This window comes from Rhodococcus sp. SJ-2, assembly GCF_053750035.1.
The window spans coordinates 1,932,176-1,955,552 of record NZ_CM132340.1; the positions used below are offsets into that span (position 1 = coordinate 1,932,176).

Below are 23,377 nucleotides of genomic sequence, written 5' to 3' on the forward strand. Positions count from 1 at the left end.
ACAATTCGATGCTGGTAGGACGTGAAACCGAGCTCTCTCAGCTCGACCGACTACTCGACGGGGCGCGCGCCGGGTCTCCCGTGCTCGCCCTCGTCGAGGGTCCACCCGGCATCGGAAAAAGCGCTCTCGTCCGAGCTTTCACGAGCAGGCACCGTGATATACACGCACAGTTCGCATCAGGGGCGCCGTGGGAGTCGGACCATCCGTGGGCGGTGCTCGAACAGTTGACTCACGCCCCTGAGCCGGGGGCCGACCCCATCGATGCTGCGCATGCGTACCTGGACACGATCCACAGCACCACGATCATCGTCGTCGATGACGCCCACTGGTCGGATATCGATTCGTTGCAGTCGCTTTCGTCGATGATCCGCCGCGCACACCAACGCCCGATCCTGATGTTGTGGGTGATCCCCGACGTCCTGCCCGACGGCATCGACGACACCACCGCACGAATCCTGTCGTCGCATCGGGCCGACACCATCCATGTCCGCGCCCTCACCTCCGGCGATGTCGCCCAGCTCGCGCTTCTCCGCGCGGGCGTGGACCTCTCGCCCTGGACGGCTCAACGCCTGCACGAGCACACACTCGGGAGTCCCCGGCCGGTGTTACAGCTCCTCGACGAGATCCCGCGCGCCCAATGGCAGCGGTGGCAGGCGCGGTTCCCCGCACCTGCGCAACACGCCGCAGCAGTACGGCGAGCCCTCACCGCCTGCTCACCCGACACACGCGCCCTCATCGAAGCAGCGGCGATCCTGGGCACCGGATCGCCGCTCGCTCCGGCTGCCGCACTTGCCGAAGTCGACGACCCCACACCGTTGCTCGACGAAGCACACACCGCCGGTCTGCTGACGATGCGGGAACGGCAGGGCATCGTCACCCTGCTGTTCCCCGACCCGATGACCAGCGCCGCCGTCACCGACGAGATCGGGCCTGCGCGGTGGCGCGAACTGCATGCGCGAGCGGCCACACTTGTCGACGACGAGGGCGACGCGCTGTTCCATCTGGTGTCGGCCACACCCGCCGCCGACGGCACTCTCGCGGACAAACTCGATCGGTTCGCTCGGCAACGCGCTGCCGACGGTGCATGGGCGCAGGCCGCCGAGGCGCTCATCACGGCAGGCCGCATCACGCCCGAACGCGACCTCCGCACACAACGTTTGATCCGCGGGGTCGATGCACTCACCGGCGCCGCCGATCTCCCCCAGGCTCAGACCTTCGTTCCCGAGATCGAAAGCGCCCCCGGAGGCCCGATGCGCAACGCCGTCCTCGGCTACCTCGCAATCCAGCGGGGCCGCGCCGCCGAGGCGCACTATCTGCTGTCCGAAGCCTGGACCATGGTCGACGAGTCGGATACCGACCCCGAACTGGCAGCGATGATCTGCCAGCGGATGGTTCTGCACTCGCTGGCCAGGATGCGCGGCGACGAACTCGTGGCCTGGTCCGATCGTGCCTCGTCGCTGGTCCCGGGCGATGCACCCGCTGTCGTGGAGTCCAACGCCATCCGAGGCCTCGGTCTGGGCATGACAGGACGCATCGACGAGGCGCGCGCTTCGTACGCCGGCCTTGCCGACCACGTCCGCCTCGGAGCACAGAGCCAGCGTATCCGCATGGCAGAAGGCTGGCTCGCGTTGGCGTTGGATGCGCCCGATCGTGCCCGTACCGAACTGGAAGCCTCCGAACCCACCACGTTCCGCGGTGGCTCGCTCCGGATCTCACTGTGGGCGCAAGCGTGGCTCGCCCGCACACAGTTCACCTTGGGGGCGTGGAGCGATGCCCTGCGCACCGTGGACCGGGCCGCTGCACAACTCGATTCGACCGGCCTGGATCTGCTGCGACCACTTGTCCATTGGACTGGAGCCCAGGTACATGCACTGCGCGGCAACTGGGATGCCGCGCGCGAGCACCTTCGGCGCGGCCGCGCCGGGAGCAACGACTACACGCTCATGCTCGTCCCCTCCTGCATCTCCGCAGCCCAGTGTGCAGAAGTAGCAGCAGATTACGACGGGGTGCTCCGCCAGCTCGACCCCCTCGTGACCCTGCGGCACAGAGAAGCCCTCGACGAACCCGGATTCTGGCCCTGGCCCGACCTCTACGGCAACGCGCTGGTGATGACGGGTCGCGTCGACGACGCCGACGCCTTCCTGCGCCCCCACGAAGAACGTGCCGCCGAGCGAGGTCACCGTTCCGCGAAGGCACGACTCGGGTACGTGCGCGGACGAATTCACGGCGCGCGCGGCGACATCGATGCGGCCCGCGACTCTTTCGAGAGTGCATTGTCCGAAATCGCTACCCTCCCATTGCCGTACGATCGCGCACGCATCAATTTCGCGTACGGGCAGACCTTGCGCCGCGCCGGACGGCGACGCGACGCAGACAGTGTGATCCGCACCGCGCGGGAGCTGTATGCCGTGCTCGGCGCGGGCTCGATCGTCGCGCGCTGCGACCGCGAGCTCAAAGCGGGCGGGTTGAAGTCCGGCGACGCGGTGAGCATTCGGAATCACACCGACGTGTCCGCGTTGACACCGCAGGAACGTGCTGTCGCCACACTCGTCGCGTCGGGCCACACCAACAAGGAGGTGGCGGGAGAACTGTTTCTCTCGGTCAAGACCGTCCAGTACCACCTGACCCGCGTCTATGCGAAGTTCGGCATCCGCTCACGCAGCGAACTCGCAGCACGTTTCCGCCAAGAAGAGTAAGGAAGAAGCAGCCCGATGACAGCTGTCGACGACGTCACACGCCCCGACACCGACCTGTTCGAGCGGCCCCCTCGGCCATGGCTCCGGCCCGCGGAGGTGTTGCGTGACTTCGGACCCAGGTACGTATCGAACGGGCTCATCGGACTGATCTTCTCGTGCACCGGGCCTGTCGCCGTGATTCTCGCGGCAGGCGCCACCGGGGGGCTGTCACAGGCGGAGTTGGCGTCGTGGATCTTCGGGGTCTTCGCGCTCAACGGCATCCTCACGATCGCCATGAGCCTCGCCTACCGGCAGCCGCTCGGCTTCTTCTGGACGATCCCCGGCACGATTCTCGTCGGCGGGTCCCTCACCCACCTGAGCTGGGCCGAGGTGGTCGGGGCGTTCTTCGCCACGGCCGCATTGATCACCGTGCTGGGAGTGACGGGCCTCGTCCGCCGCACAATGGAAGCGCTCCCCATGCCCATCGTGATGGCCATGGTCGCGGGTGTGTTCCTGTCGTTCGGGACGAACCTGGTGAAGGCCCTGGGCTCCGATTTCGCGATCGCAGTGCCCATGATTGTCGTGTTCCTGCTGCTCAGCACGGTAGGAGCACTGGGCCGGTGGATGCCGCCCATCCTGGGGGCACTGCTCGCCGGCGCCGTCGCGGTCGCGTTCTCGGGCCGGTTCGAACCGCAGCCCGGCAGTGGAAACGTCTTTGCAGCACCGGTCTTCACCGCGCCGGTCTTCACCTGGTCGGCACTTCTCGAACTGGTGGTTCCGCTCGCGATCACCGTCATCGTCGTACAGAACGGGCAGGGTGTGGCCGTGCTGCGCTCGGTCGGGCACAACCCTCCGATCAACGTCTCCACGATCATGTGCGGGCTGTGGTCGTTCCCCGCTGCCTGTGTCGGAGCAGTGTCGACCTGCTTGACCGGTCCTACGAACGCGCTGCTGACCTCGTCCGGTGAACGGTCCCGCCAGTACACAGCCGCGTTGACGTGCGGTGCGCTGGCGATCGTCTTCGGCCTGTTCGCGCCGCTGTTCGTGCGGTGGATGGTCGCGGCGCCCGCATCGTTCGTCGCGGTCCTCGGTGGCTTAGCGATGCTCAAGGCCCTGCAGGGCGCCTTCGTCGCCGGGTTCGGTCGCCGCTACACGATGGGTGCGCTCGTCGCGTTCATCGTCACGGCGTCGGACGTGATGTTCTTCAACATCGGTGCAGCGTTCTGGGGGATCGTCGGCGGTGTCGCGGTGTCATGGCTGCTCGAACGCAAGGATTGGGCGGATCCCCACGGCGAGTAGGAAGTCCGGCTTCTGGCAGCATGCGTGAATGGCCTTCCGCTCCCACGTCACAGCGCTGATCGTGTCGATCGTCGTGCTGGTACTGATCGTCGCCGCATTCGCTGCGTATCGCCTCATGGATTCGAGGAGCACGCAACTGTTCGGCACCCTCGTCGACCGCGTGGACACCGACGAGAAGGTCGTGGCGTTGACGCTCGATGACGGGCCGAGCCCGCTCACACCCGAGGTGTTGCAAACTCTCGCGGACGCCGATGTACCTGCCACCTTCTACGTCACGGGCACAGAGATGGCCGAGCGACCCGAACTCGGTCGAGCGATTGTCGAGGCCGGTCACGAACTCGGGAACCACACCGCAACACACCGCAGGATGGTTTTCGTCGGCCGCGACACCGTCGCGGAGGAAATCGAGAGCACCGACGCTGCAATCCGCGACGCCGGTTACGACGGAGAGATCACCTTCCGGCCGCCCTACGGAAAGAAACTGATCGCGCTTCCCCGCTATCTCGACGAACACGACCGGACCACCGTCATGTGGGACGTCGAGCCGGACTCGGCCTCGTCCGACACCGGCGAGATCGTCCGGACAGCACTCGAGGAGACACGCCCCGGTTCGATCATCCTGCTGCACGTGATGTACCCGTCCCGGACGTCGTCGCTCGAGGCGATTCCCGACATCGTCGACGGTCTGCGCGCCGAGGGGTACCGGTTCGTGACGGTGTCGGAACTGCTCGGCCGGTGAGCTCGACGCAGCGCGAACTGGACGAACAACGTAGGCCACACCGGCACGATGTCGGGTAAAGAGCACTCACGACAGCGCAGTGCCTGACAATCTGTTCTTCGAAGACCCCCGACGGAAGGATTCCGATGGCACGTCCGGTTCGCGTCGTCGTTCTCGGCTCGGGATCGTGGGGCACCACGGTCGCGGGGCTCGCGGCGCGCAACACCCCGACCCTGCTGTGGGCGCGCAACCCCGACACTGCAGCCGAGATCAACGAGACCCATCGCAACAGCCGGTACCTCGGCGACCGGGAACTGCCGCAGGATCTGCGTGCGACATCGGATCTCGTCGAGGCGGCCCACGAGGCCGACGTGATGGTGGTGGGTGTGCCGTCACACGCGGTGCGCGCGACTCTCGAACCGATCGCCGACGAAGTGCGGGCCTGGGTGCCGTTGCTGTCCCTGGCGAAAGGACTCGAGCCTGGCACCCGGCTGCGGCCGACGCAGGTGGTCTCGGAATGCCTGCCCGGGCACCCGGTCGGCCTGCTGTCGGGGCCTAACATCGCCAGCGAGATCGCCGACGGCATGGCTGCGGCATCGGTCGTGGCGATGCAGGCCGAGTCGGTGGCGACGGCGCTACAGCCGCTGTTCGCGTCGAAAGTGTTTCGCGTGTACCGCAACACCGATGTACTCGGGTGTGAACTCGGCGGCGTGTTGAAGAACATCATCGCGATCGCCGCGGGAATGGCCGAGGGGCTGGGGGTGGGCGACAACACCCGGGCGATGGTGCTGGCGCGTGGCCTCGCCGAAATGACCCGGCTCGGGGAAGCAATGGGTGCCGATCCGCGCACGTTCGCGGGCCTGACCGGGATCGGTGATCTGATCGCCACCTGCATGAGCCCGGCATCGCGGAACCGGCGTGTGGGCGAGTCGCTCGCACGCGGCCTGACATTGGACGAAACCCTCGCCGAGCTCGGTCAGGTCGCAGAGGGCGTCAAGACCGCACCGACGGTGATGGAACTCGCGCGCGAATACGACGTCGTGATGCCGATCGCGGCGGAGGTGGAAGCAGTGGTCGCGGAGAGGCGCTCGCCTGCCGAGGCGTACCGAGGGCTACGGAGGGTTGCGGCCGGACACGAGCAGGACATCGTGTGAATTCCGCTGTCCGGCCGCTGCACGTCAACTGCGGGACCGTAGCCGCTCCACGACGGACGATAATGCGCTGATCTCACTCCGGTCCAACGCAATTCCGAGTTCCAGTACCGTGTCGACGACTTCGGCGACCGATAACTTCGTGTGTTCGGTGGCCCTTCCTGGGGTTCGGATCGTGCGCGCAGCTTCGGTGAGTGTGACGTGAGCGTGCGGCATGTGCCGCATGACCATGAGGTGATTCACGAACGGCGAATTCTCCTCGCGCGAGGTGATGAAATGCCCGGTCCTGACGTCGGCTGGATGGACCGGGCTCTCGTCGACGTAGTGTTCGGCGTCGCCCTCCCGTGTGAGCGCCCAGACGGTGGTGCCCTGATCGGTGAGCTCTCGCACGCCGAACTGCCGGTCTCCCTCCGCGCGTGTAGCACCGTCCTTCAATGCGATCGGACCGGTAATACTGAATCCGAAACCCGGGTCGCACAACCATCTCTCACCATCGAGATCGACGTGGATCGTCATGTGGGTCCGGGTATTGGTCGGCTCGTGCACTCGTCCCAATGCCCGGCGCACAGAGAATCCGAGGTGTTCGAGCGCCGCTGCGAAGATCTGCGAATGCTCGAAGCAGTAACCACCTCGGCTTCGTCGCACCAATTGTTCCTGGATCGCGTCGGGCGCGACGCCGGGATGGGTGCCGAGCAGCACGTCCACGTTCCCGAAGGGAAAGGTACGCACGTGTGCGCCGTGCAATTCCTCGAGCAGGTCGAGGGTCGGCGCGGTGGGCCGAACTCCGACGGCGGCGAGATACTCCGGGACGTCGAAGAGGTCGGTGCGCCACGACCGTCCCATGAGCGGCTGTTCGTCCATTACCCACGGCCCTTCTGCGAGACATGCGGTCGGCGGATATTCCTGCAGTCTCACACAGCGTGGCTCTCGGCGACAGAACGCACGTCCCCATGGGAATATTCCAATATCTCGGCTGTGCGCTAGATATGCGTATATTCCTCGATTCTTCGCATGCAACCGGTGGTGGATCGAGGCGCAAGCCGAGGACGTCGACCATCCTGGTTCGCACGCCGGATCATCGACCCTGAACGAGCGCTAAGTCCTGTCTTGTGCCATCGTGGTCGACATGACCAGCAACGCAGAGATGTTGTCGACCCTCCTCGACTCCCGCTACAGCTGCCGCGGCTTCCTCGACAAACAGGTACCGCGCGAGGACATCGAACGCATGCTGCAGATGGGACAGCGCACCGCGTCGTGGTGCAACTCCCAGCCGTGGCGCGTGCATCTCGTCAGCGGAGACGCCATCGAACGCCTTCGTGAGGCGCTCTACGCGCAAGCCTCGTCCGGCGAACTCGACCCCGATATCCCGGGACCGGTCGAGTACCGGGGCGAGTACGCCGAACGCCGCCGCGGAGCGGGATACGCGCTGTACAACGCGCTCGGCATCGCCCGCGACGACTACGCGCGCCGCACCGAGCAGATGCTCGAGAACTACCGGTTCTTCGGCGCACCGCACGTCGCGATCATCACCACCGACAAGGCCCTCGGTGTGTACGGTGCGGTCGACTGCGGTGGCTATGTCTCCACGCTGCTGCTCGCCGCGGAGTCCCTCGGCATCGCTGCCGTCCCGCAGGCCGCCGTACCCATGGCCGGGACGGCGTTGCGGCGCGAACTGAACATCGGCGACGACCGCGACGTCGTCTGCGCGATCGCCTTCGGGTACGCAGACGACGCTCATCCGGCCAACACGTGCCGCACCGATCGGGCATCGCTCGACGCCACCGTCGAGTGGGTGGACGAATAACCACCCGAGGGTCGGTATTGCTCGGCCACGCCGCGACGGAAGGTGGTGTGACATCCACACCACCCGAGAGGACCACCGCCGTGGCCGACAAGAACACCGAACTCCTGCTCCGCCACTGGGTACCGCGCGCCGTCGCCGGCGAGCCGCACGCCGTCGGCACCGTGGTGAGCTGTGTACGCCCGCACATCCTGCAGTTCTGCACCGCCCGTATGGATGAGCAGACCCGGGCACACACACCCGCCGAAGACGTCACGCAGGAAACCTGCCTGGCCCTGGTGCGCGCGCTGCCCCGATACGACGACCGGGGCGGATCGGTGTTGCGGTTCGCTTTCGCCATCGCAGCAAACAAAGTCGTCGACGCCCGGCGCAATGTACCGCGCCCGGTTGCGCCGGTCCACGAGGTCCACGAACCCTCACCTGACGAGGATGTACTCGACAGCGAACTCGCCGCCGCTGCACGTCGTTTCGTCGACATGCTTCCGGAGCAACAACGCCAGATCGTGATTCTGCGAATCTTCCGCGGCTACAGCACCGAACGCACCGCGCTCATGCTCGGCACCACACCCGGCGCTGTGCGCGTGGCGCAGCACCGCGCCTTGACGCGTCTACGCACACAGATCAGTCTGTTTGAGCACGAAGATACTTCCCGAAGTGCGGCACGGTGAATCCGATGAATCCTCGTTCGGCGGAATAGATCAGGCCCTTCTTGATGAGTCCGTCGCGAGCCGGCGACAGCGACGCCGGTTTGCGTCCGAGTTCCACTGCGATCTTCGACGTGGGCACCGGGCCGTCGTCGCCGGAGAGCTCGGCCATTGCACGCATGTATTCGCGTTCGGCGGGGGTTGCACGCTCGTAGCGGGAACCGAAGAAGCCGACGGCAAGTTCCTCCTCCGCGTCGGGGGACCCGACTCGCACGTCGTCGGGGGTGATCGGGCTGGCCGCGGCGACGTCCCACGTGGCTTTTCCGTAGGCCTGAACGAAATACGGGTAACCATCGGCCATTTCGTACAACACGTCGAGCGCTTCCTGCGTGAATTCGACGTCTTCTCGCTCCGCAGGGGCGATCAGCGCGTGGTCTGCCGCCTCGCGGTCGAGACGGTCGATGCGGTGATAGGTGAACAATCGCTCGGAGTACGACTTGGACGCCGACAGCACGGCGGGCAGATGCGGCAGTCCCGCGCCGACGACGATGAGCGGCGCAGCATCCTGACTCAATTCGTGGCACGCGCCGCAGATCGCGGAGACGTCGTCGGGGCCGAGGTCCTGCATTTCGTCGACGAACAGGGCGATGCCGACACCGACGTCACGGGCGAGGCCTGCAGCGTCGACGAGCAGTTCGACGAGGTCGATCTCGATGTCGCCGGAGTCGGCGCGACCTTTGACCGCGGGTGCGTCGATGCCGGGCTGCCAACGTTCGCGCATGCCTTTGTCGGCGGTGGCGCGTAGCGCGAACGACTTGAGGACACCGAGGAAGTAGTCGACCGATTCCGGATCGGGATGGCCTGCGGCGATTTCGCGGACAGCCATGTGGAGCGCGGACGACAGAGGCCGGCGCAGTCCTTGATCCGGACGGGCTTCTATCTTGCCGGTACCCCAGCTCTTCGCGATCGCGAGCGAGCGCAGGTGGTTGAGCAGGACGGTTTTGCCGACTCCGCGGAGGCCGGTGAGCACGACGCTGCGCTCGGGTCTTCCCCGCGCGATGCGTTCGAGCACCACGTCGAAGGCCGTGAGCTGCTTCTCGCGGCCGGCGAGTTCGGGCGGGCGCTGCCCTGCGCCGGGGGCGTACGGGTTGCGGACCGGGTCCATCGGTCGATGGTAACGACGACATCAGCGGTTTCTGGGTTCCTCTAGCGCGTGTCTTAGATATACGAATGCACAAGTACCTTGATCGCGCGTTCAGCAGACACACGTCGTCGATCCGCTGTTCGTGCCCTTTTGGTGGCGGAGACCGTCCACAAGGGCGCTGGGCCTCGAAGTCGTGCGTTGGACGTGGCAGGAACTGTTCCACTTCGACACTGTCCGAGCTCGCCTCTCCGCCGCAGCGAAAAGGGCACGTCGCCGACAACCGCGCGGTGCGCGGACAGGTACACGACGTCGACCGACGGCATCTGCCCGCGCACCGCGCGGCTGTGTGACTTCCAGGCCTCAGCTCAGGTGGTGAACTTCCTGAAGGCCGTAGACGGGGGTCGGGATCCCCTCGTACCGCGCCTTGAGCTGGAGGGCGAGGTAGAGCGAATAGTGCCGCGACTGATGCAGATTTCCGCCGTGGAACCACAGCCCGTCCTGCTGCGTGGGCTTCCACATGTTGCGCTGCTCGCCCTCCCACGGCCCCGGGTCCTTGGTGGTGTCCGAGCCCAGGCCCCAGCACTTTCCGACCTTGTCGGCGACGTCCTGACCGATCAGGTCGGCGACCCAGCCGTTCATCGAGCCGTATCCCGTCGCGTACACGACGAGGTCGGCTTCGAGTTCAGTGCCGTCCTCGAGGATGACGGAGTGCTCGGTCAGCTCCCGCACGTTGCCGTGGGCGAGCTTGATGTCGCCGTTCGCGACGAGTTCGGAGGCTCCGACGTCGATGTAATAACCTGACGCGCGGCGCAGGTATTTCATGAACAGACCCGATCCGTCGTCGCCCCAATCATGAAGGAATCCGGCCTTTTCCAGGCGATCGTAGAAGTCGGCGTCGCGTTCGGCAATCTTCTGATACACCGGGATCTGGAACTCGTGCATGATCCGGTACGGCAGCGACGCGAACGTCAGGTCGGCCTTGTGCGTGGTCACGCCGTTGGCGAGTGCACGTTCGGAGTAGAGGTCGCCGAGTCCGAGGTCCATGAGCGAATCGGATTTGACGATGTGCGTCGACGAGCGCTGCACCATGGTCACGTCGGCGCCGACCTCCCAGAGCGCACCGCAGATGTCGTGTGCGGAGTTGTTGGCTCCGATCACCACCGCCTTCTTGCCCGCGTAGGCGTCGGGTCCCGGATGCGCACTCGAATGATGCTGGTCGCCTTGGAAACGGTCCATGCCGGGGAAGCTCGGAATGTTCGGTTTACCCGACATACCCGTCGCGATCACGAGTTGCTTGGGCCGCAGCACGAGCGGTTCTCCGTCGCGCTCGATGTTCACGGTCCACTCTCCGGCCGCATCGTCGTACGACGCCGACGTGCACAACGTCTTCGACCAGTACGGCACTTCCATGATGCGGGTGTACATTTCGAGCCAGTCGCCGATCTTGTCCTTCGGCGCGAACACCGGCCAGTTCTCGGGGAACGGCAGGTACGGAAGGTGGTCGTACCAGACGGGGTCGTGCAGGCACAGCGACTTGTACCGGCCGCGCCACTGGTCGCCCGGGCGGTCGTACTTGTCGAGGACGAGCGCCGGTAGCCCGAGCTGACGCATCCGCGCGCCGAGCGCGATACCGCCCTGGCCACCACCGACGATGACGACGTACGGCTGAGTCTTGTAACCGAGCTCGCGTTCCTCCGCTTCGCGCTGTTCCGACCACGTGACGCGGTGGCGGTCGGCGCCGTGCTTCGTTCCGCGCGGGCGGCGCTCCTTCTTCCCTTCCTCGTGCCCCTTCAACTCTTGGAGCGTGGTGAGCAGCGTCCACGCGCCCTCGTCGTTCAGACGCAGGTGCCCTTCGCCGCGACCGACGGCGGTCTCGAAAGCGATCCAGGCGCTGACCACGCCGTCGTCCTCGGTCGGCGTCTCGGTGGTGCGGAAGCCGCTGGGATCGGTATCGGCAAGGCGTTCGCGCAGCATCCCGGCGACACCGTCGCGTCCCTCGACAGTCTTGAGGTTCCAGGTGAAGGACACGAGATCACGCCAGAAGCTGTCGGTGGCGAACATGCCCGCAGCCGCCTCGACGTCACGTGCAGCGAGCGCCGCTTCGAAATCTCGCAGCCACACATCGACCCGCTGCTGCGGGCCGGTGACGCGATCCGAGGGGTGCTCGAGAATGTCGGTCATGGCCGATCCTTTCCGGTCGTTGATGTGATCCAGCACACTGCCGATGCAGCGGCGCGGCAAGCGTTGCATCACGTTGCGTGTGGCGCGCGACACAACGTGGGACCTATGCTGCAGAGACCAGCAGGAACACGGAGGGCCAGTGACGCGGATGGACAGGAGTACGTTCAGCGCGATCACGCCCGGCACCGATCTGTCCCGCTACGCCCGCGACCTGATGCGGATGCACGACACGGTCATCGGTGGCGGTAAGCCGACGATGCAGCCGCGCAGCGTTGTCGCCCGGTCGTGGTCTCGAGTCCTGCGCACCGGTCTCGACCCGGTGGGCAGCAACGTGCGCGTTCCGTATTCGCCAGAGGAGATCGAACAGCGGCGGCGGTCGTCGCCGCTGGCCTCGATCATCGGCGACCTCGAACAGGTGATCTCGCCGGTTGCCGACGCTTCACAGATGTTGCTCGTCGTGACGGACGCGGACGGCGTCATCCTGTGGCGCAGCGGTTCGGCACGCGTGCGGTCGCGGGCCGATGCGCTGGGGTTCTGCGTGGGGTCCGTCTGGACGGAAGAGAAGGTGGGCACCAACGCGATCGGCACCGCGCTGGCCGAGACCGCGCCGGTGCAGTTGTTCTCCGGCGAACATTTCGAGCAGTCGCAACACCCCTGGTACTGCACGGCAGCGCCGATACACGACCCCATCAGCGGCGATCTGCTGGGCATCGTCGACGTCAGCGGGCCGGCCATGACGCTGCATCCCGCAATCGGAGCGTTGGTCGACACCGCGGTGCGCCTCGCCGAATCGCAGTTGTGGCGGCAGCACGAACAACGACTCGATCGTCTGCGCACCGAGGCCGCGCCCCTGCTGGCGGCGGTCAGCGGTCCGGTTCTGCTGGTCGACGATCACGGTTGGGTCGCACACGCGTCCGGGGTCGCCGCGACCCGTCGCGTCGGTGCTCCCCGTACCGACCGCGCCCTGACAGTGCCCGGTCTCGGACTGTGCGTGCCGGAGCAGTTGTCGCACGGATGGTTGATCAGGCCGTCCGAATCCGCGGCGACGATCCGCATGACGTTGCGGCTGTCATCGTCACCGACCGTCGAGGTGACGGGCACGGGGCGTCAGTGGCGCAGCGCTGTGACGGTCCGACACGCTGAGATCCTGCTGCTGTTACAGATGCGTGGCCGAATCGGGATGTCGGTGACGGAGTTGAGCCACACGCTGTTCGGCGATGCTGATCACGCGGTTGCGGTACGCGCGGAGGTGTCGCGGTTGCGCCGTGCGTTGGGCTCGGTCGTGGACAGCAGGCCGTATCGTCTGGCCGAGTCGGTGGAATTGTCGTTGGATCTCTGCGGAGCCGAAGACCTGAGCGAATCTGCATTCGTGCTGCACTGTGCCGGTTTCGGCGTGCGAAACCGGATCTCGGAGAAGTATTCGGCAGTCTAGCGGTAGGCCGATACGCCTGGATATTCATAGGTGGAGTACGCACTATCGGAATCTCTACCCATATCTAGCAAATATACGATAAATCGATATATACCGGATACGCCTCCGTATCAAGCCTTCGGGAACCGCCTGAAAGGGATAAACCGAACAGCTTATGTGGCAGAACCGTCCGGACTCGGCTGCGCCGTACAACGTTTGTGTAACGTGACCACGGGGTCGCCCCGACGGGATCCCGAAACGTCGTCGTCCCCGGAGGTCTACCCCGTGCTGTTGTCCGAAGTCCGCGCAAGGCCCGTGCACTCCGCACTGATCGCCATCGGACTGTTGGTCACGGCGTACGCGGTGGCGGGCTATGTCCAGGACGCGTTCACCGAATACCTCATGGATCTCGACGTCTTCCGCGACGCCGGGTACGCCTTCCTTCACCACACCCCCCTGTACACGGAGGGCTTCTACAGCCACTCGGGCTTCCGATTCATCTACCCACCGTTCGCCGCGTTCCTGTTCGCTCCGATGGCGATGGTCGGCAGCACGACACTGCAGGTGCTGTGGACTGCGGGTCTCATCGCCCTCGTGTGGTGGATCCTCAAGGTCGTCTACCAGCGCCTCGACGTCACCCGCGCGAGCCTCGTCGCATCCGCATCCCTCGGTGTGGTCCTTCTGCTCGAGCCGTTCCGGTCGAACTTCGCGTTCGGCCAGATCAACATCATCCTCATGGCACTCGTGGTCGCCGACGTCCTCGGCGTGATTCCCGCACGCTTCCGCGGCGTCGGTATCGCGGTGGCCGCAGCAATCAAGGTGACACCTGCCGCATTCGGTCTACTGCTCCTGCTCCGCAAGGACATACCGTCGGTGGCACGCGCGTTCGGCGCGTTCTTCGCGACGGTCGCGTTCGGTTACTGGCTGCGACCCGACTCCTCGGTGTTCTTCTGGACCGACGAATTCTTCGCGACCGACCGCGCCGGCGACCAGGAATTCTTCCGGAACCAGGCACTCACCGGCTTGATCGCCCGGTTCGGATTCTCCGAGGGCACAAGCAAGATCCTGTGGATCATCGGCGCCGCGATCATCGTCGCCGCGACCGCGTGGGCAGCGCACCGCTTCCTCCGCGCAGGAGAAACTGTGCCCGCTCTCGCCCTGGTGGGCCTCGCGACGCTGCTCGCCGCACCGATCGCCGTCACCCACCACTGGGTGTATTCGCTGTTCCTGGTGCCGCTGCTCGTCGCCCCGCGCTACCGCCGCTGGTGGCCCGTACTCGTGCCCGCGACGTTGATCTTCCTGTTCGGGCCCAACAAGCTGCTCACCGATGCGTCGTCGCGCGGCTGGGTGGAACAGATGGTGCTCGAGACCCTCGGCAACTCGCAGGCCATCATCGCGGTCGTCGTGTTCGTCGCCGCGGTCTTCGCCGCACGCACCCGCCGCGGCGAGATCATGACCCCGATCCCGCCGGTCACCATTCCGACAGCGGACGCTCAGCTCCAGAAGGCCGACGCCACCAAGTAGAGGCCGGTCCCTGCCACGGTGCTCAGCGCCGCGTTGCGCCGCCACAGGTGCATCGCGATCGTGCCGGACAACCCGATCGTCGCGGGGAGCCACGTCGTCGCACCCACGTCCCGCAGCGTGTACATGACGAGGATGATCATGACGCCGACGGGCATCGTCCGGCCCAGGAAGTCGACGACGGCCGAATGCTTCAGGGCGGACAGCGCCACGAACGGCGCGGCGCGCAGCGCGACCGTCACGACGAACATCACCAGCAGCGCGCCGAGCACATATCCGGCGCCGGGTACCGATTCAGGCACTGGCAGCCCTGTTCCGATAGACGAACCTCGCGAGCAGACACGCGACGAACAATCCGAGTCCGACGACAAGCATCTGTTCCTTCGCGATCAACATCGCCACCAGCCCGCACACCACCGCGAGCACCGTGGCCGGAACGTCGCGGTTGACACGGAACGCGTCGATCGCGAGCACCGTGAACAATGCGGTGAGCGCGAACTCGAGGCCCGTGAGGCCTGCGGGCAGCACCGCACCGATGAGTGCGCCGACAGTGCCCGACACCACCCACATGGCCTGGCACAACGCCTGCACGGTCAGCACGCGGGTGCCGGACAGCTCTTGGCCCGCCTTCGGCGCCACGATCGCATAGGCCTCGTCGGTCAGCGCGTACACCGCGTAGAAACGGCCGATCCTGCTGCGTATCGAGCGCAGGGGAAAGGACAGGCCGTAGAACACGTGCCGGAAGTTCACGAGCAGTGTCGCCGCCGCGATCGACGCGAATGGCGTGACCGCGCTGACGAGACCGATCGCCAGGAATTCCATCGAGCCGGCATAGATCACGATCGAAAAGATCGGCGCCCACCACCAGTCGAAGCCGCCTCGAGTGAGCACCACCCCGAACGCGAGGCCGAGCGGAATCAGTCCGAGTCCGACGGCCCACGAGTCCGCGATACCCGCGCGGACAGCGGTGGCACGACTGTCAGGCATGCTCATGAGGCTATCGAGGCCGGCGACGTGTCGCGCCTCACCCGTACCCGACGAAAGGTGACCAGTGGCGTCGAGCCCTGACTCGTCCACGAACACAGACTCGTTCACAGACGTGGTGGGATCCGCGTGGCAGGCAGTCACCACCGTCGACGAACCCGCGTCGACGGTACTGGTGGTGATCACGGCGGCGATCGCGCTGATCCTCGTGACGGTCCGGCCGCTGTGGCGCAAGACCCGCCACGTGATCACGCAGGCGCACGAGGGTTCTCATGCCTTGATCGCGGCGTTGGTGGGACGCAAGCTATCGGGCATCCGGCTGCACAGCGACACCTCTGGTGTGACGGTGTCGTCGGGGAATCCGCGCGGCCCCGGCATGGTCGCGACGGCGTTCGCGGGGTACACCGGTCCGGCGGTGCTCGGTTTCGCCGCGGCCACACTGCTGACCCTGAACCGGCCGGCGGCGGTGTTGTGGTCGATTCTCGCCGCGTTGGCGTTATTGCTCCTGTTGATCCGCAATCTGTACGGGTTCGTGTCCGTCGTTATCGCGGGCGCCCTGGTGGGTGCCGCGGCGTACTTCGGTGATCCGGTCGTGCGCTACGCAGCCGCGTATCTGATCACCTGGGTCCTGTTGCTCGGCGCGACGCGTCCGGTGTTCGAGCTCGCCCGTACTCACCTGCGAGGACGTGGCCAGGGCTCGGACGCCGATCAGCTGAGGTGGCTGACGCGGATCCCCGCAGGTGTGTGGATCGTCGTGTTCGGTCTGATCACGGCCGGGACCGCCGTGTACGGAACGGCACGTGTCGTGGTGACGCACCTGCCCTGAGCGGTCAGGCTTCTCGGCACGAAGGACGTGCGGGCTCGTCGAGCGGGCACTCAGGTTATCGATCGGCGGGCCAATCGGTCAGCCTTGGCATCCACTCGCCGCTGGAAGCGTTCAGTGATGATGATGTTGCGGCCGTGACGGCCCGACGCAGCGATGTCGCCATCACCATCGATGGCGGTGACATCCCATTCGTAGTAGGGCGGTTCGACTTTCGTACAGACCGCTGTGACGGTCAGTTCGACCCCGGCCGGCGTCGGGCTGGAGTGCCGGATATCGACGAGAGTCCCCAAACTTCCCTCCCCCTCGTCGAGGACTCTGCGCAGCGCGATGATCGCGCACCATTCGAGCAGCCCGACCATGAATCCGGTGGCAAAAACACGCGGCATCATCCGATAGTCCGCAGACTCCGCGTAGAGATTCGGGACCATCTTGTCGTCGCGGACGACGTAACGGAAGATTTCGATGTCCCCCACGGTTATCGCGTCTTTCATGAGCCCAACCCCTTGCATCCGAATCGCTGTCCCGCATTGCGGTCCAGTCGATAGCTGCCGAGACTTCCTCATTCATAGTTCACTGAAGTATGAATGATGCCATACCTCGCAGCCCTCGGGAAAGGACCGGGACAATGACGCTTCAGCAGTACGTAAACTCTGAGTTCAGGTTCATCGACCGATCGCACAACGGCGAGGAGATGCAGGATGGACACAACCGACGACCCTGTGGCACGCGCGGCAGACCTCGCGCGCGAACTCAGCTCACCGGTGCGCGTGTCCATCTTCCAGCACCTCGCCACCGAAGGCCCGACCCGCATGCGCGACCTGGCCGAACACCTCGACCTTCCCGAGCCTCTGCTGTCCAACCACCTACGTCGACTACGGGCCAAGCACTACATCGAGGTCGACAGAAACGGCCGCACCGCCACCTACCGCATTGCAGATCCCCACATTCGCAACGCAGTCGCGACTCTGCTCGCCGCCGTCGGTGCACCCGGCCACGATCCCGGACGGGTCATCGACGACAATCCCGGCCTGACGTTCGCCCGATCCTGCTATGACCACATTGCCGGCGAACTCGGTGTGCAACTGCTCGAAGGGCTGCTGGAGGACCGGGCACTCAGAGCGAGGCCCGATGGTGAATTCGAACTCGGTCCGGCTGCCGAACCATCGTTTGCAGCCCTTGGATTGGGACTGACCTCCCTCCCGGGCCGCCGCAGACTCGCCTTCGCGTGCGCGGATTGGAGCCACGATCGAGATCACCTCGGTGGCGCACTCGGGGCTGCGTTGATGACCGGCCTGTTGTCGAAACGCTGGGTCGAACCTGTCGAATACTCTCGACGACTCCACCTGACCGACGCCGGACGAGAAGGACTCGCACGCTATCTCGCGGCGTGAGTCCATGTAGCCAGCGGACCCGTCAGGGCTCGAGCTGCATCGCCACCGCGCGCACGGGCGCACCGTCGGCGCCCTCGAACGGAATCGGCAGCAGACTCACCAGCGGGTCGTCGAAATCGATCCCCGCGAGGTTCGTCAGATTCTCACAGATCACGCCACCCGCGTCGGCGATCACGTGGTGCGCGGCAAGTATCTCGTCACCCGTCGGATCGATACTCGGAGCGTCGATACCGATGGTGCGCGCGCCGCGGGCCAGCAACCACCGGCAGGCGACCGGGCTCAGCGCCGGATGCCGGAAGTACTCATCGGTACCGAAATGGTCGGACCAGCCGGTGTGCACGACGGCGATATCGCCCGAGCGGAGATCGGTCTCACCCCACAGGTCCGGCGTGATCAGCCCGCCCGGGCCGACGCGGCCGCGTACGTCGAAAACCACTCCCCTTCCCACGAACGCTCTGACAGGGAGCTGGTCGACGGAGTCTCCGTCGTCGCGGATGTGTCGCGGTGCGTCGACGTGAGTGCCGGTCTGCGATCCCATCGCGACGTGCAGCAGGTTGTATCCGTCGCCGGCGATGGTCGCGTGCGGCGTGAACACGGGTGACGGGTCTCCCGGATACACCTGCGTGCTCGGTGACACCGGGTGACTGAGGTCCACGATCCGCACTACTCGCATGGCGCACATGCTAGTTCGGCATCGTCGTCCTCAGCCGAAGTCCACCTGCCGATGCGGATCGGCCAGTGCGGTCACCGTTCCGGAACCGAACGGTCCGAGCCGATCGAAGAGCACCGACGTGCCGACGGAGATACCGTCGGAGCTGATGTGGTGGTCGGCCTCGACACCCACCTCCGGGCCGACGGGTAACCGTGACAGTGTGATGGTGAGGTCGGCGTTGATGAAGCCGACACCGCGGTCGCTCCAGTTGGTCACCAAGCTTGTCGCCTCCCCAACCGTCGCGGTGCGGACGAATGGCGACATCTCCTCCCCGACGACGACGGGTAGCTGGCGCGCCCACAAACGCTTGCGACTCGCATTCTGATGTTCGGATCGCGTGGTCGACCATCCGTCGGGATGAGCGTCGCTGCCGAACCAGGTGGGGAACACGAATCCGGTCTCCGGGTCTGCGGGTGTTTCCGCGGGCGGCTCCGGCCGGTCCTCGCGGACCCACACCGCACCCGGCGGCTGCTCCGACGGCCGCAGGAAGACGACGGTCGCGCGGGCGGAGATGTCGTCCCCCTGCATCAGCAGCGCATCGGCGACACGGATCCGGTTACCGTCGCGCACGCGCGTGGTGGTGAATCGGATCTCGTCGTTGCGGACCGGCTTGAACAGGTCGACGGTCAGGCGCGCGGGCACCATCGTGTCGTCGCCGTGCCGGTTCTCGAGCTCGCGGGCGATCAGCCCGCACACGCACGGTCCCGCGAGCATCGTGGACGACCACGGACTCTCGGCGTACTTGGTGGGCCGGTATGTGCCCTCGGCGTCCGTGAAGTATCCCCAGGCCTTCTTCTGCATCGTCGAATGTTCCCAAGCGGGGATCGGCGGCAGACCGGGACCCCCTGGTGCGCGATGCCGAGGCGATGTCGCAAGATGTGTGTTGTGGGCTCCCCCGACCTCCCGAACACCCCGACCCGACTTGTCGTCGACGTGGACACCGGCATCGACGATGCGCTTGCGCTGCTGTATCTGCTCGCGAGCCCGGAAGCCGACATCGCCGCGGTGTTGTGCACGGCCGGAAATGTTCCCGTCGATCAGGTGACCGCGAATACCCTTGCGGTGCTTGAAATGTGCGGCAGAACCGACATCGAGGTCGCGGTCGGGGCACAGGTTCCGCTCGTCGCACCGCTGATGACTACCGAGGACACCCACGGACCGCTGGGGGTCGGGTACGCCGAGCTTCCGCCGGCATCGCGCGCGCCGTCGGCACGCAGCGCAGCCGAGGCATGGGTCGAGCTCACACGCACACACCCGGGCGAGCTGACCGGACTGGTGACCGGGCCGATGACGAATCTCGCGCTGGCGATACGGATGGACCCGGACCTTCCGAGACGACTGCGCCGACTGGTGATCATGGGCGGTTGTTTCAACCATCCCGGAAACACGACGCCGACGTCCGAATGGAATGTGGCGGTCGACCCGGAGGCCGCGCGCGAAGTGTTCGATGCGTTCTCCGGTCTACCCGACTCGCAGCGTCCGATCGTGTGTCCGCTGGACGTCACCGAAACCATCGAGATGCACGCCGTGCATGTGGCGAGGATCGCGGAGGCAGCGGAAAGCCTTCCTGCCGAAGTACTGTCGCCCGACGATCCGCGGGGGCTGCGGTCTCGGGCGTCGAACATGGTGGTGCGTCACCTGTCGGATTCCCTTCGCTTCTACATGGAGTTCCACCGCGACCAGAATCTCGGGTTCCTCGCGCACGTACACGATCCGTTCGCGGCAGCCGTGGCGCTGGGAACAATTCAGTACACGGCAAAGCCCGCGACCGTGGATGTCGAGCTGGAGGGGCGCCTCACCCGTGGCACCACGATCGCCGACTGGGCGGGCATGTGGGGGCGCGAACCGAACGCGGATATCGTGACCGGCACCCGGCCCGAGGCATTCTTCGAGCACTTCGTCGCCCGGGTTGGTGCATTTGCCCGGAATTTGAAGCTACCCTTCAGTAACAACTAGCGTCTTGGTTGAAAGTTCGGGGACAAGGAGACAGTGTGGCGCAGCAGGTGCGTGTCGAGTATTACGACGATATCGACGGCGAACCGATTACCGACGGTCTGGCGCAATCATTCCGGATCACGGTCGACGACGTGGAGTACGAGATCGATCTTCGTCCCTCCAACGCGGACAAGTTCTGGGCCGTTCTGCAGCCGTGGCTCAGCGAGTCGAAGCGAAATCGGACACCGAAGCTACCCAGCATCCCTCCCACAGCCCAGGTGGCGGCCCCCACTCCGGCACGGAAGCGAAAGCCACGTGATCGCAAGGTGATTCCCGGTCGCTCACCCGAGCAGCTGGCTGCGGTGCGTCATTGGGCACGGGGCCAGGGCTTCGATGTCAGCTCACGCGGACGCATTCCGTCGCACATTCTCGAGAGTTTCGAGGCAGCTCACGCGTGACCTCGGTCAGGTGAGCACGGTCGCCGCGCTGGAGGGTCAGCGCGGCGACGACCACCCCGACCACCACGCCGATCAAGGTGTCGCCGACGCGACTGAGTGCGACATCCGGACCGAGATCGGTGCCCAGACCGGTCAGCATCAACGCCATCGCGGTGACGAACACGGACGCGAGCGCGTAATTTCGCGTGACGAACATTTCGGTGGCCGTCTGGAGCACCACGATGACGACGACCAGCGGCCAGTAGCCCGGATCCAGCACGAGCAACACCGCAGCGAGCATTGCTCCGAGCGCATTACCGATCAGTCGTTGGATCGCACGCTGCACGGTATGGCGGTAGTTCACGCCCTGTAATGCGGCCATCGCGCCCATCGTCGCCCAGAGTGGATGGTCCATACCGACGGCCGCGGCAAACCATCCCGCAAGCAGAGACGCGATCGCAACCCTTGCGACACCCACCAGGATCTCGCCATCGCGTAGGCGCCGAGCACCGTCGCCGACAAAACCCCAGAAGCGCCCGGTGACTCCGGCACCGCCGACCGCGACCCCCTTCGCATCGATTCGGGGAATGTCGATCTCGCGCCGCACCTTGCGCAATTCCGTCTCGAACCGGCGAAAGTCGTCGCGCCGCGCACGCATCGTGTCGTGGGATCCACTGTCGAGCACGTTCTCGGCAGCGTCGAGCAGTGCGAGCAGCTCGCGACTGTGAGTTCGCATCCGGCGGTCGTCACCAAGGGCGATCACCTCACGGGCAGCGGCGATGTTCCGGCGGGCCGTCGCAACTTCTGCCGCGCCGTCGGATTCCACCGCGACACTTTCGAGCGCAGAAACAGAAGCCAGCGCACGGGCAACTGCGACTCGCGCCGGACTCTGCGGGTGCGAAAGCGCGGGGAGCATCGCGATGGTCCAGCCGACCACCGAACCGATGGCGGCTGCAGCGGTTGCGAGGCCCACGTCCGCAGCACTGTGGGCGAAACCGGCCGCACCGGCCGCGGCGAAGATGAGGATCACGGGGCCGGGGCCCGTGAGTCGGAACGCCGTGAGCAGCCAGAACGATACTCCTGCGGCTCCCGACAGAAGCAGAATCTGCAACCACATCGGCAGCCCTGTGGCGCCGAGCGTGGCACCGAATGCGGTGAAAGCGATGAGTCCGACGGCAACGCACGCAAGTTTCGTGGCGAGCCTCGGAAACGGTTCGTAGCGAAGAAAAGCCGAAGAGAGCGCACCCAACGCGGCGAATCCCGCAACTTCCGGATGGCCGAGCAGGCCACCCCCGACCAGCGCGATCAAGGTGGCCACGCCGACACGAACAGCCACAGCGATCGTGGGATCGGCCCTGCGCACCTCGAGAGCTTCCCGCCACGCGGTGGCCGACACCGAATGCGCCAGAGCGCCACCCGAATCACGGAGGCGGTCGTGGTCGGAGAGTCGGCGCGCGGGAAACATGAGTCCAGGGTAATACTTCACAGGTAAAATATCTATGAAATTGTTACTCCTCGGACGTTAGAATGCACACATGCCCACGCACCCCACCCCGCCCGACTACGTCGAACGCATACGTCACGCGTGGGCGGCCCGCTATCCCGAACTCGATCTCCGCGCAATCGACGTGATCGGCCGGATCACCAGAATCGGCTCGCTCGCGCTGGCGCAGCTCGAGAAAGAACTCGAGCCGAGCGGCGTCGGACGCACCGAGTTCGAGGTACTCAGCGCACTCGCACGCAGTGAACACCCACTACGTGCCAGCGAGGTCACCTCCGTCACCGGCATCTCGGGGGCCTCCACCACCAAGCACACCGAACGACTCGTGAAGATCGGCCTGATCGAACGTCAGCGTCTCGAACGCGACGGACGCGTGGTCCTGCTCTCGCTGACCGATGCGGGGCGCGAGGTCGTCGAGCGGGAACTTCCGCGCCGCGTCGCAAGCGAGAAGCAGATGCTCGACGGACTCAGCGACGACGAGCTCGACGTGCTCACCGGACTGCTGCAGCGCATCGCGCGCAACGTCGAGGAGCAGACGCTGCGCTGACGTGCGTCCGAGAAAAATGTCGGTCAGGGCATTTCCATGGTCTCGGACCGCTCGATCTCGGCGACGGCACGTCGCAGATACGGGCCCGGGGCGGATTTGCGCGCGGCAAGAAGATCGGCGAGCACCAGCACACCCGCGCTCAGGTAGTCGGCCGGTTGCACTTTCGGCGCTTCGTCGTCGTGCACACCCAAGGTGCCGGTGAGCACGGCAACCACCGCGTCGGGCTGCAGCGACGGCAGCCAGCGCATGCCGTTCCGAAGGGATCGTTCGAGCACGCTCTGGACATCCTCACCCGTCAATCCGTCGGGGTGAAGCTCCTCGAGCAACTCGCGCACCATCCCCGCGTGCACCGCAGTGACCTGCTCGTACGGTAATGCGGCCAGCTCTGCGAGCGCTTCGTCGAACGCGGGCACCGCCTCGCTGCGGGCCGCGGTCGCCGCAGCGTCGGTCTCAGTGGCGATCTGCCGGGTGATCGTCGGCCAATGTTCGGGCCACACGT

23 protein-coding genes are annotated in these 23,377 nt (G+C 65.8%); 13 read left to right on the forward strand and 10 right to left on the reverse strand.

Annotated features, from left to right (window positions below):
- Positions 1-8: 8 nt before the first annotated feature.
- The 4 genes from ACSYG9_RS08935 (at position 9) to ACSYG9_RS08950 (ending at position 5,846) form a co-directional block, all read left to right on the forward strand.
- Entirely contained in the window at positions 9-2,696 is a 2,688-nt protein-coding gene (locus ACSYG9_RS08935; RefSeq protein ID WP_454842919.1) for an AAA family ATPase, read from the forward strand.
- A gap of 15 nt (positions 2,697-2,711) precedes the next feature.
- Positions 2,712-3,974, forward strand: coding sequence for a benzoate/H(+) symporter BenE family transporter (locus ACSYG9_RS08940; RefSeq protein ID WP_454842146.1), 1,263 nt, complete (start codon positions 2,712-2,714; stop codon positions 3,972-3,974).
- Positions 3,975-4,002: 28 nt separating this feature from the next.
- A complete protein-coding gene (locus tag ACSYG9_RS08945; protein ID WP_454842147.1) occupies positions 4,003-4,713 on the forward strand; it encodes a polysaccharide deacetylase family protein in 711 nt (236 codons plus the stop codon).
- A gap of 125 nt (positions 4,714-4,838) precedes the next feature.
- Entirely contained in the window at positions 4,839-5,846 is a 1,008-nt protein-coding gene (locus ACSYG9_RS08950; protein WP_454842148.1) for an NAD(P)H-dependent glycerol-3-phosphate dehydrogenase, read from the forward strand.
- A gap of 24 nt (positions 5,847-5,870) precedes the next feature.
- On the opposite strand, the gene ACSYG9_RS08955 is transcribed toward ACSYG9_RS08950, so the two are convergent.
- Positions 5,871-6,704: an arylamine N-acetyltransferase family protein gene (locus tag ACSYG9_RS08955; protein WP_454842150.1), complete on the reverse strand. Its 834-nt coding sequence runs from the start codon at positions 6,702-6,704 to the stop codon at positions 5,871-5,873.
- 265 nt (positions 6,705-6,969) lie between these two features.
- On the opposite strand from ACSYG9_RS08955, the gene ACSYG9_RS08960 reads away from it, so the two are divergent.
- Positions 6,970-7,647: a nitroreductase family protein gene (locus tag ACSYG9_RS08960; protein WP_440126831.1), complete on the forward strand. Its 678-nt coding sequence runs from the start codon at positions 6,970-6,972 to the stop codon at positions 7,645-7,647.
- An 80-nt stretch (positions 7,648-7,727) separates the two neighbouring features.
- Complete coding sequence (locus ACSYG9_RS08965; protein WP_440126832.1) at positions 7,728-8,312, forward strand: sigma-70 family RNA polymerase sigma factor; 585 nt, start codon at positions 7,728-7,730, stop codon at positions 8,310-8,312.
- Here the strand turns inward: ACSYG9_RS08965 and ACSYG9_RS08970 are convergent.
- Both ACSYG9_RS08970 and ACSYG9_RS08975 read right to left on the reverse strand, forming a co-directional pair.
- A complete protein-coding gene (locus ACSYG9_RS08970) occupies positions 8,266-9,453 on the reverse strand; it encodes an AAA family ATPase (RefSeq protein ID WP_440126833.1) in 1,188 nt (395 codons plus the stop codon). The genes ACSYG9_RS08965 and ACSYG9_RS08970 overlap by 47 nt on opposite strands.
- A gap of 339 nt (positions 9,454-9,792) precedes the next feature.
- Positions 9,793-11,613, reverse strand: coding sequence for an NAD(P)-binding domain-containing protein (locus ACSYG9_RS08975; protein ID WP_454842153.1), 1,821 nt, complete (start codon positions 11,611-11,613; stop codon positions 9,793-9,795).
- A 148-nt stretch (positions 11,614-11,761) separates the two neighbouring features.
- Between ACSYG9_RS08975 and ACSYG9_RS08980 the strand changes: the two genes are divergently transcribed.
- Together ACSYG9_RS08980 and ACSYG9_RS08985 are read left to right on the forward strand one after the other, a co-directional pair.
- Positions 11,762-13,045: a GAF domain-containing protein gene (locus ACSYG9_RS08980; RefSeq protein ID WP_454842155.1), complete on the forward strand. Its 1,284-nt coding sequence runs from the start codon at positions 11,762-11,764 to the stop codon at positions 13,043-13,045.
- Positions 13,046-13,309: 264 nt separating this feature from the next.
- Positions 13,310-14,548, forward strand: coding sequence for a glycosyltransferase 87 family protein (locus ACSYG9_RS08985; protein WP_454842156.1), 1,239 nt, complete (start codon positions 13,310-13,312; stop codon positions 14,546-14,548).
- Here ACSYG9_RS08985 and ACSYG9_RS08990 read toward each other — a convergent pair.
- Both ACSYG9_RS08990 and ACSYG9_RS08995 read right to left on the reverse strand, forming a co-directional pair.
- Positions 14,518-14,847: a branched-chain amino acid transporter permease gene (locus ACSYG9_RS08990; RefSeq protein WP_169689468.1), complete on the reverse strand. Its 330-nt coding sequence runs from the start codon at positions 14,845-14,847 to the stop codon at positions 14,518-14,520. The genes ACSYG9_RS08985 and ACSYG9_RS08990 overlap by 31 nt on opposite strands.
- Positions 14,840-15,538 (reverse strand): AzlC family ABC transporter permease, encoded by a 699-nt coding sequence (locus ACSYG9_RS08995; protein WP_454842158.1) that lies wholly within the window; start codon positions 15,536-15,538, stop codon positions 14,840-14,842. Before ACSYG9_RS08995 ends, ACSYG9_RS08990 begins: the two co-directional genes overlap by 8 nt.
- Before the next feature lie 58 nt (positions 15,539-15,596).
- Between ACSYG9_RS08995 and ACSYG9_RS09000 the strand changes: the two genes are divergently transcribed.
- A complete protein-coding gene (locus ACSYG9_RS09000) occupies positions 15,597-16,355 on the forward strand; it encodes a M50 family metallopeptidase (protein ID WP_454842159.1) in 759 nt (252 codons plus the stop codon).
- Positions 16,356-16,405: 50 nt separating this feature from the next.
- Here ACSYG9_RS09000 and ACSYG9_RS09005 read toward each other — a convergent pair whose 3' ends face one another.
- Complete coding sequence (locus ACSYG9_RS09005; RefSeq protein WP_454842160.1) at positions 16,406-16,846, reverse strand: thioesterase family protein; 441 nt, start codon at positions 16,844-16,846, stop codon at positions 16,406-16,408.
- Positions 16,847-17,053: 207 nt separating this feature from the next.
- Between ACSYG9_RS09005 and ACSYG9_RS09010 the strand changes: the two genes are divergently transcribed.
- Positions 17,054-17,746 (forward strand): ArsR/SmtB family transcription factor, encoded by a 693-nt coding sequence (locus tag ACSYG9_RS09010; RefSeq protein WP_454842162.1) that lies wholly within the window; start codon positions 17,054-17,056, stop codon positions 17,744-17,746.
- A 22-nt stretch (positions 17,747-17,768) separates the two neighbouring features.
- On the opposite strand, the gene ACSYG9_RS09015 is transcribed toward ACSYG9_RS09010, so the two are convergent.
- A complete protein-coding gene (locus ACSYG9_RS09015) occupies positions 17,769-18,419 on the reverse strand; it encodes a cyclase family protein (protein ID WP_454842164.1) in 651 nt (216 codons plus the stop codon).
- 30 nt (positions 18,420-18,449) lie between these two features.
- Entirely contained in the window at positions 18,450-19,259 is an 810-nt protein-coding gene (locus tag ACSYG9_RS09020) for an acyl-CoA thioesterase domain-containing protein (RefSeq protein WP_440126840.1), read from the reverse strand.
- A 75-nt stretch (positions 19,260-19,334) separates the two neighbouring features.
- Between ACSYG9_RS09020 and ACSYG9_RS09025 the strand changes: the two genes are divergently transcribed.
- Positions 19,335-20,414, forward strand: coding sequence for a nucleoside hydrolase (locus tag ACSYG9_RS09025; RefSeq protein ID WP_440126841.1), 1,080 nt, complete (start codon positions 19,335-19,337; stop codon positions 20,412-20,414).
- A gap of 35 nt (positions 20,415-20,449) precedes the next feature.
- Positions 20,450-20,851, forward strand: coding sequence for an Lsr2 dimerization domain-containing protein (locus ACSYG9_RS09030; RefSeq protein ID WP_169689463.1), 402 nt, complete (start codon positions 20,450-20,452; stop codon positions 20,849-20,851).
- On the opposite strand, the gene ACSYG9_RS09035 is transcribed toward ACSYG9_RS09030, so the two are convergent.
- Positions 20,790-22,295, reverse strand: a complete 1,506-nt coding sequence (locus ACSYG9_RS09035) for an FUSC family protein (RefSeq protein ID WP_440126842.1) — start codon at positions 22,293-22,295, stop codon at positions 20,790-20,792. The two genes, ACSYG9_RS09030 and ACSYG9_RS09035, sit on opposite strands and share 62 nt — an antisense overlap.
- A gap of 70 nt (positions 22,296-22,365) precedes the next feature.
- On the opposite strand from ACSYG9_RS09035, the gene ACSYG9_RS09040 reads away from it, so the two are divergent.
- The gene (locus ACSYG9_RS09040) at positions 22,366-22,878 is read left to right on the forward strand and encodes a MarR family transcriptional regulator (protein ID WP_440126843.1); all 513 of its coding nucleotides are present in this window, start codon (positions 22,366-22,368) and stop codon (positions 22,876-22,878) included.
- Positions 22,879-22,901: 23 nt separating this feature from the next.
- On the opposite strand, the gene ACSYG9_RS09045 is transcribed toward ACSYG9_RS09040, so the two are convergent.
- Positions 22,902-23,375, reverse strand: coding sequence for a hypothetical protein (locus tag ACSYG9_RS09045; RefSeq protein WP_440126844.1), 474 nt, complete (start codon positions 23,373-23,375; stop codon positions 22,902-22,904).
- Between the last annotated feature and the right edge of the window lie 2 nt (positions 23,376-23,377).

Coding starts and splice junctions, on each gene's coding strand:
- ACSYG9_RS08935 (WP_454842919.1), top strand. CDS start 9: ATGCTGGTAGGACGTGAAACCGAGCTCTCTCAGCTCGACCGACTACTC.
- ACSYG9_RS08940 (WP_454842146.1), top strand. CDS start 2,712: ATGACAGCTGTCGACGACGTCACACGCCCCGACACCGACCTGTTCGAG.
- ACSYG9_RS08945 (WP_454842147.1), top strand. CDS start 4,003: ATGGCCTTCCGCTCCCACGTCACAGCGCTGATCGTGTCGATCGTCGTG.
- ACSYG9_RS08950 (WP_454842148.1), top strand. CDS start 4,839: ATGGCACGTCCGGTTCGCGTCGTCGTTCTCGGCTCGGGATCGTGGGGC.
- ACSYG9_RS08955 (WP_454842150.1), bottom strand. CDS start 6,704: ATGGACGAACAGCCGCTCATGGGACGGTCGTGGCGCACCGACCTCTTC.
- ACSYG9_RS08960 (WP_440126831.1), top strand. CDS start 6,970: ATGACCAGCAACGCAGAGATGTTGTCGACCCTCCTCGACTCCCGCTAC.
- ACSYG9_RS08970 (WP_440126833.1), bottom strand. CDS start 9,453: ATGGACCCGGTCCGCAACCCGTACGCCCCCGGCGCAGGGCAGCGCCCG.
- ACSYG9_RS08975 (WP_454842153.1), bottom strand. CDS start 11,613: ATGACCGACATTCTCGAGCACCCCTCGGATCGCGTCACCGGCCCGCAG.
- ACSYG9_RS08980 (WP_454842155.1), top strand. CDS start 11,762: ATGGACAGGAGTACGTTCAGCGCGATCACGCCCGGCACCGATCTGTCC.
- ACSYG9_RS08995 (WP_454842158.1), bottom strand. CDS start 15,538: ATGAGCATGCCTGACAGTCGTGCCACCGCTGTCCGCGCGGGTATCGCG.
- ACSYG9_RS09005 (WP_454842160.1), bottom strand. CDS start 16,846: ATGAAAGACGCGATAACCGTGGGGGACATCGAAATCTTCCGTTACGTC.
- ACSYG9_RS09010 (WP_454842162.1), top strand. CDS start 17,054: ATGGACACAACCGACGACCCTGTGGCACGCGCGGCAGACCTCGCGCGC.
- ACSYG9_RS09015 (WP_454842164.1), bottom strand. CDS start 18,419: ATGCGAGTAGTGCGGATCGTGGACCTCAGTCACCCGGTGTCACCGAGC.
- ACSYG9_RS09020 (WP_440126840.1), bottom strand. CDS start 19,259: ATGCAGAAGAAGGCCTGGGGATACTTCACGGACGCCGAGGGCACATAC.
- ACSYG9_RS09025 (WP_440126841.1), top strand. CDS start 19,335: ATGTGTGTTGTGGGCTCCCCCGACCTCCCGAACACCCCGACCCGACTT.
- ACSYG9_RS09035 (WP_440126842.1), bottom strand. CDS start 22,295: ATGTTTCCCGCGCGCCGACTCTCCGACCACGACCGCCTCCGTGATTCG.
- ACSYG9_RS09040 (WP_440126843.1), top strand. CDS start 22,366: ATGCCCACGCACCCCACCCCGCCCGACTACGTCGAACGCATACGTCAC.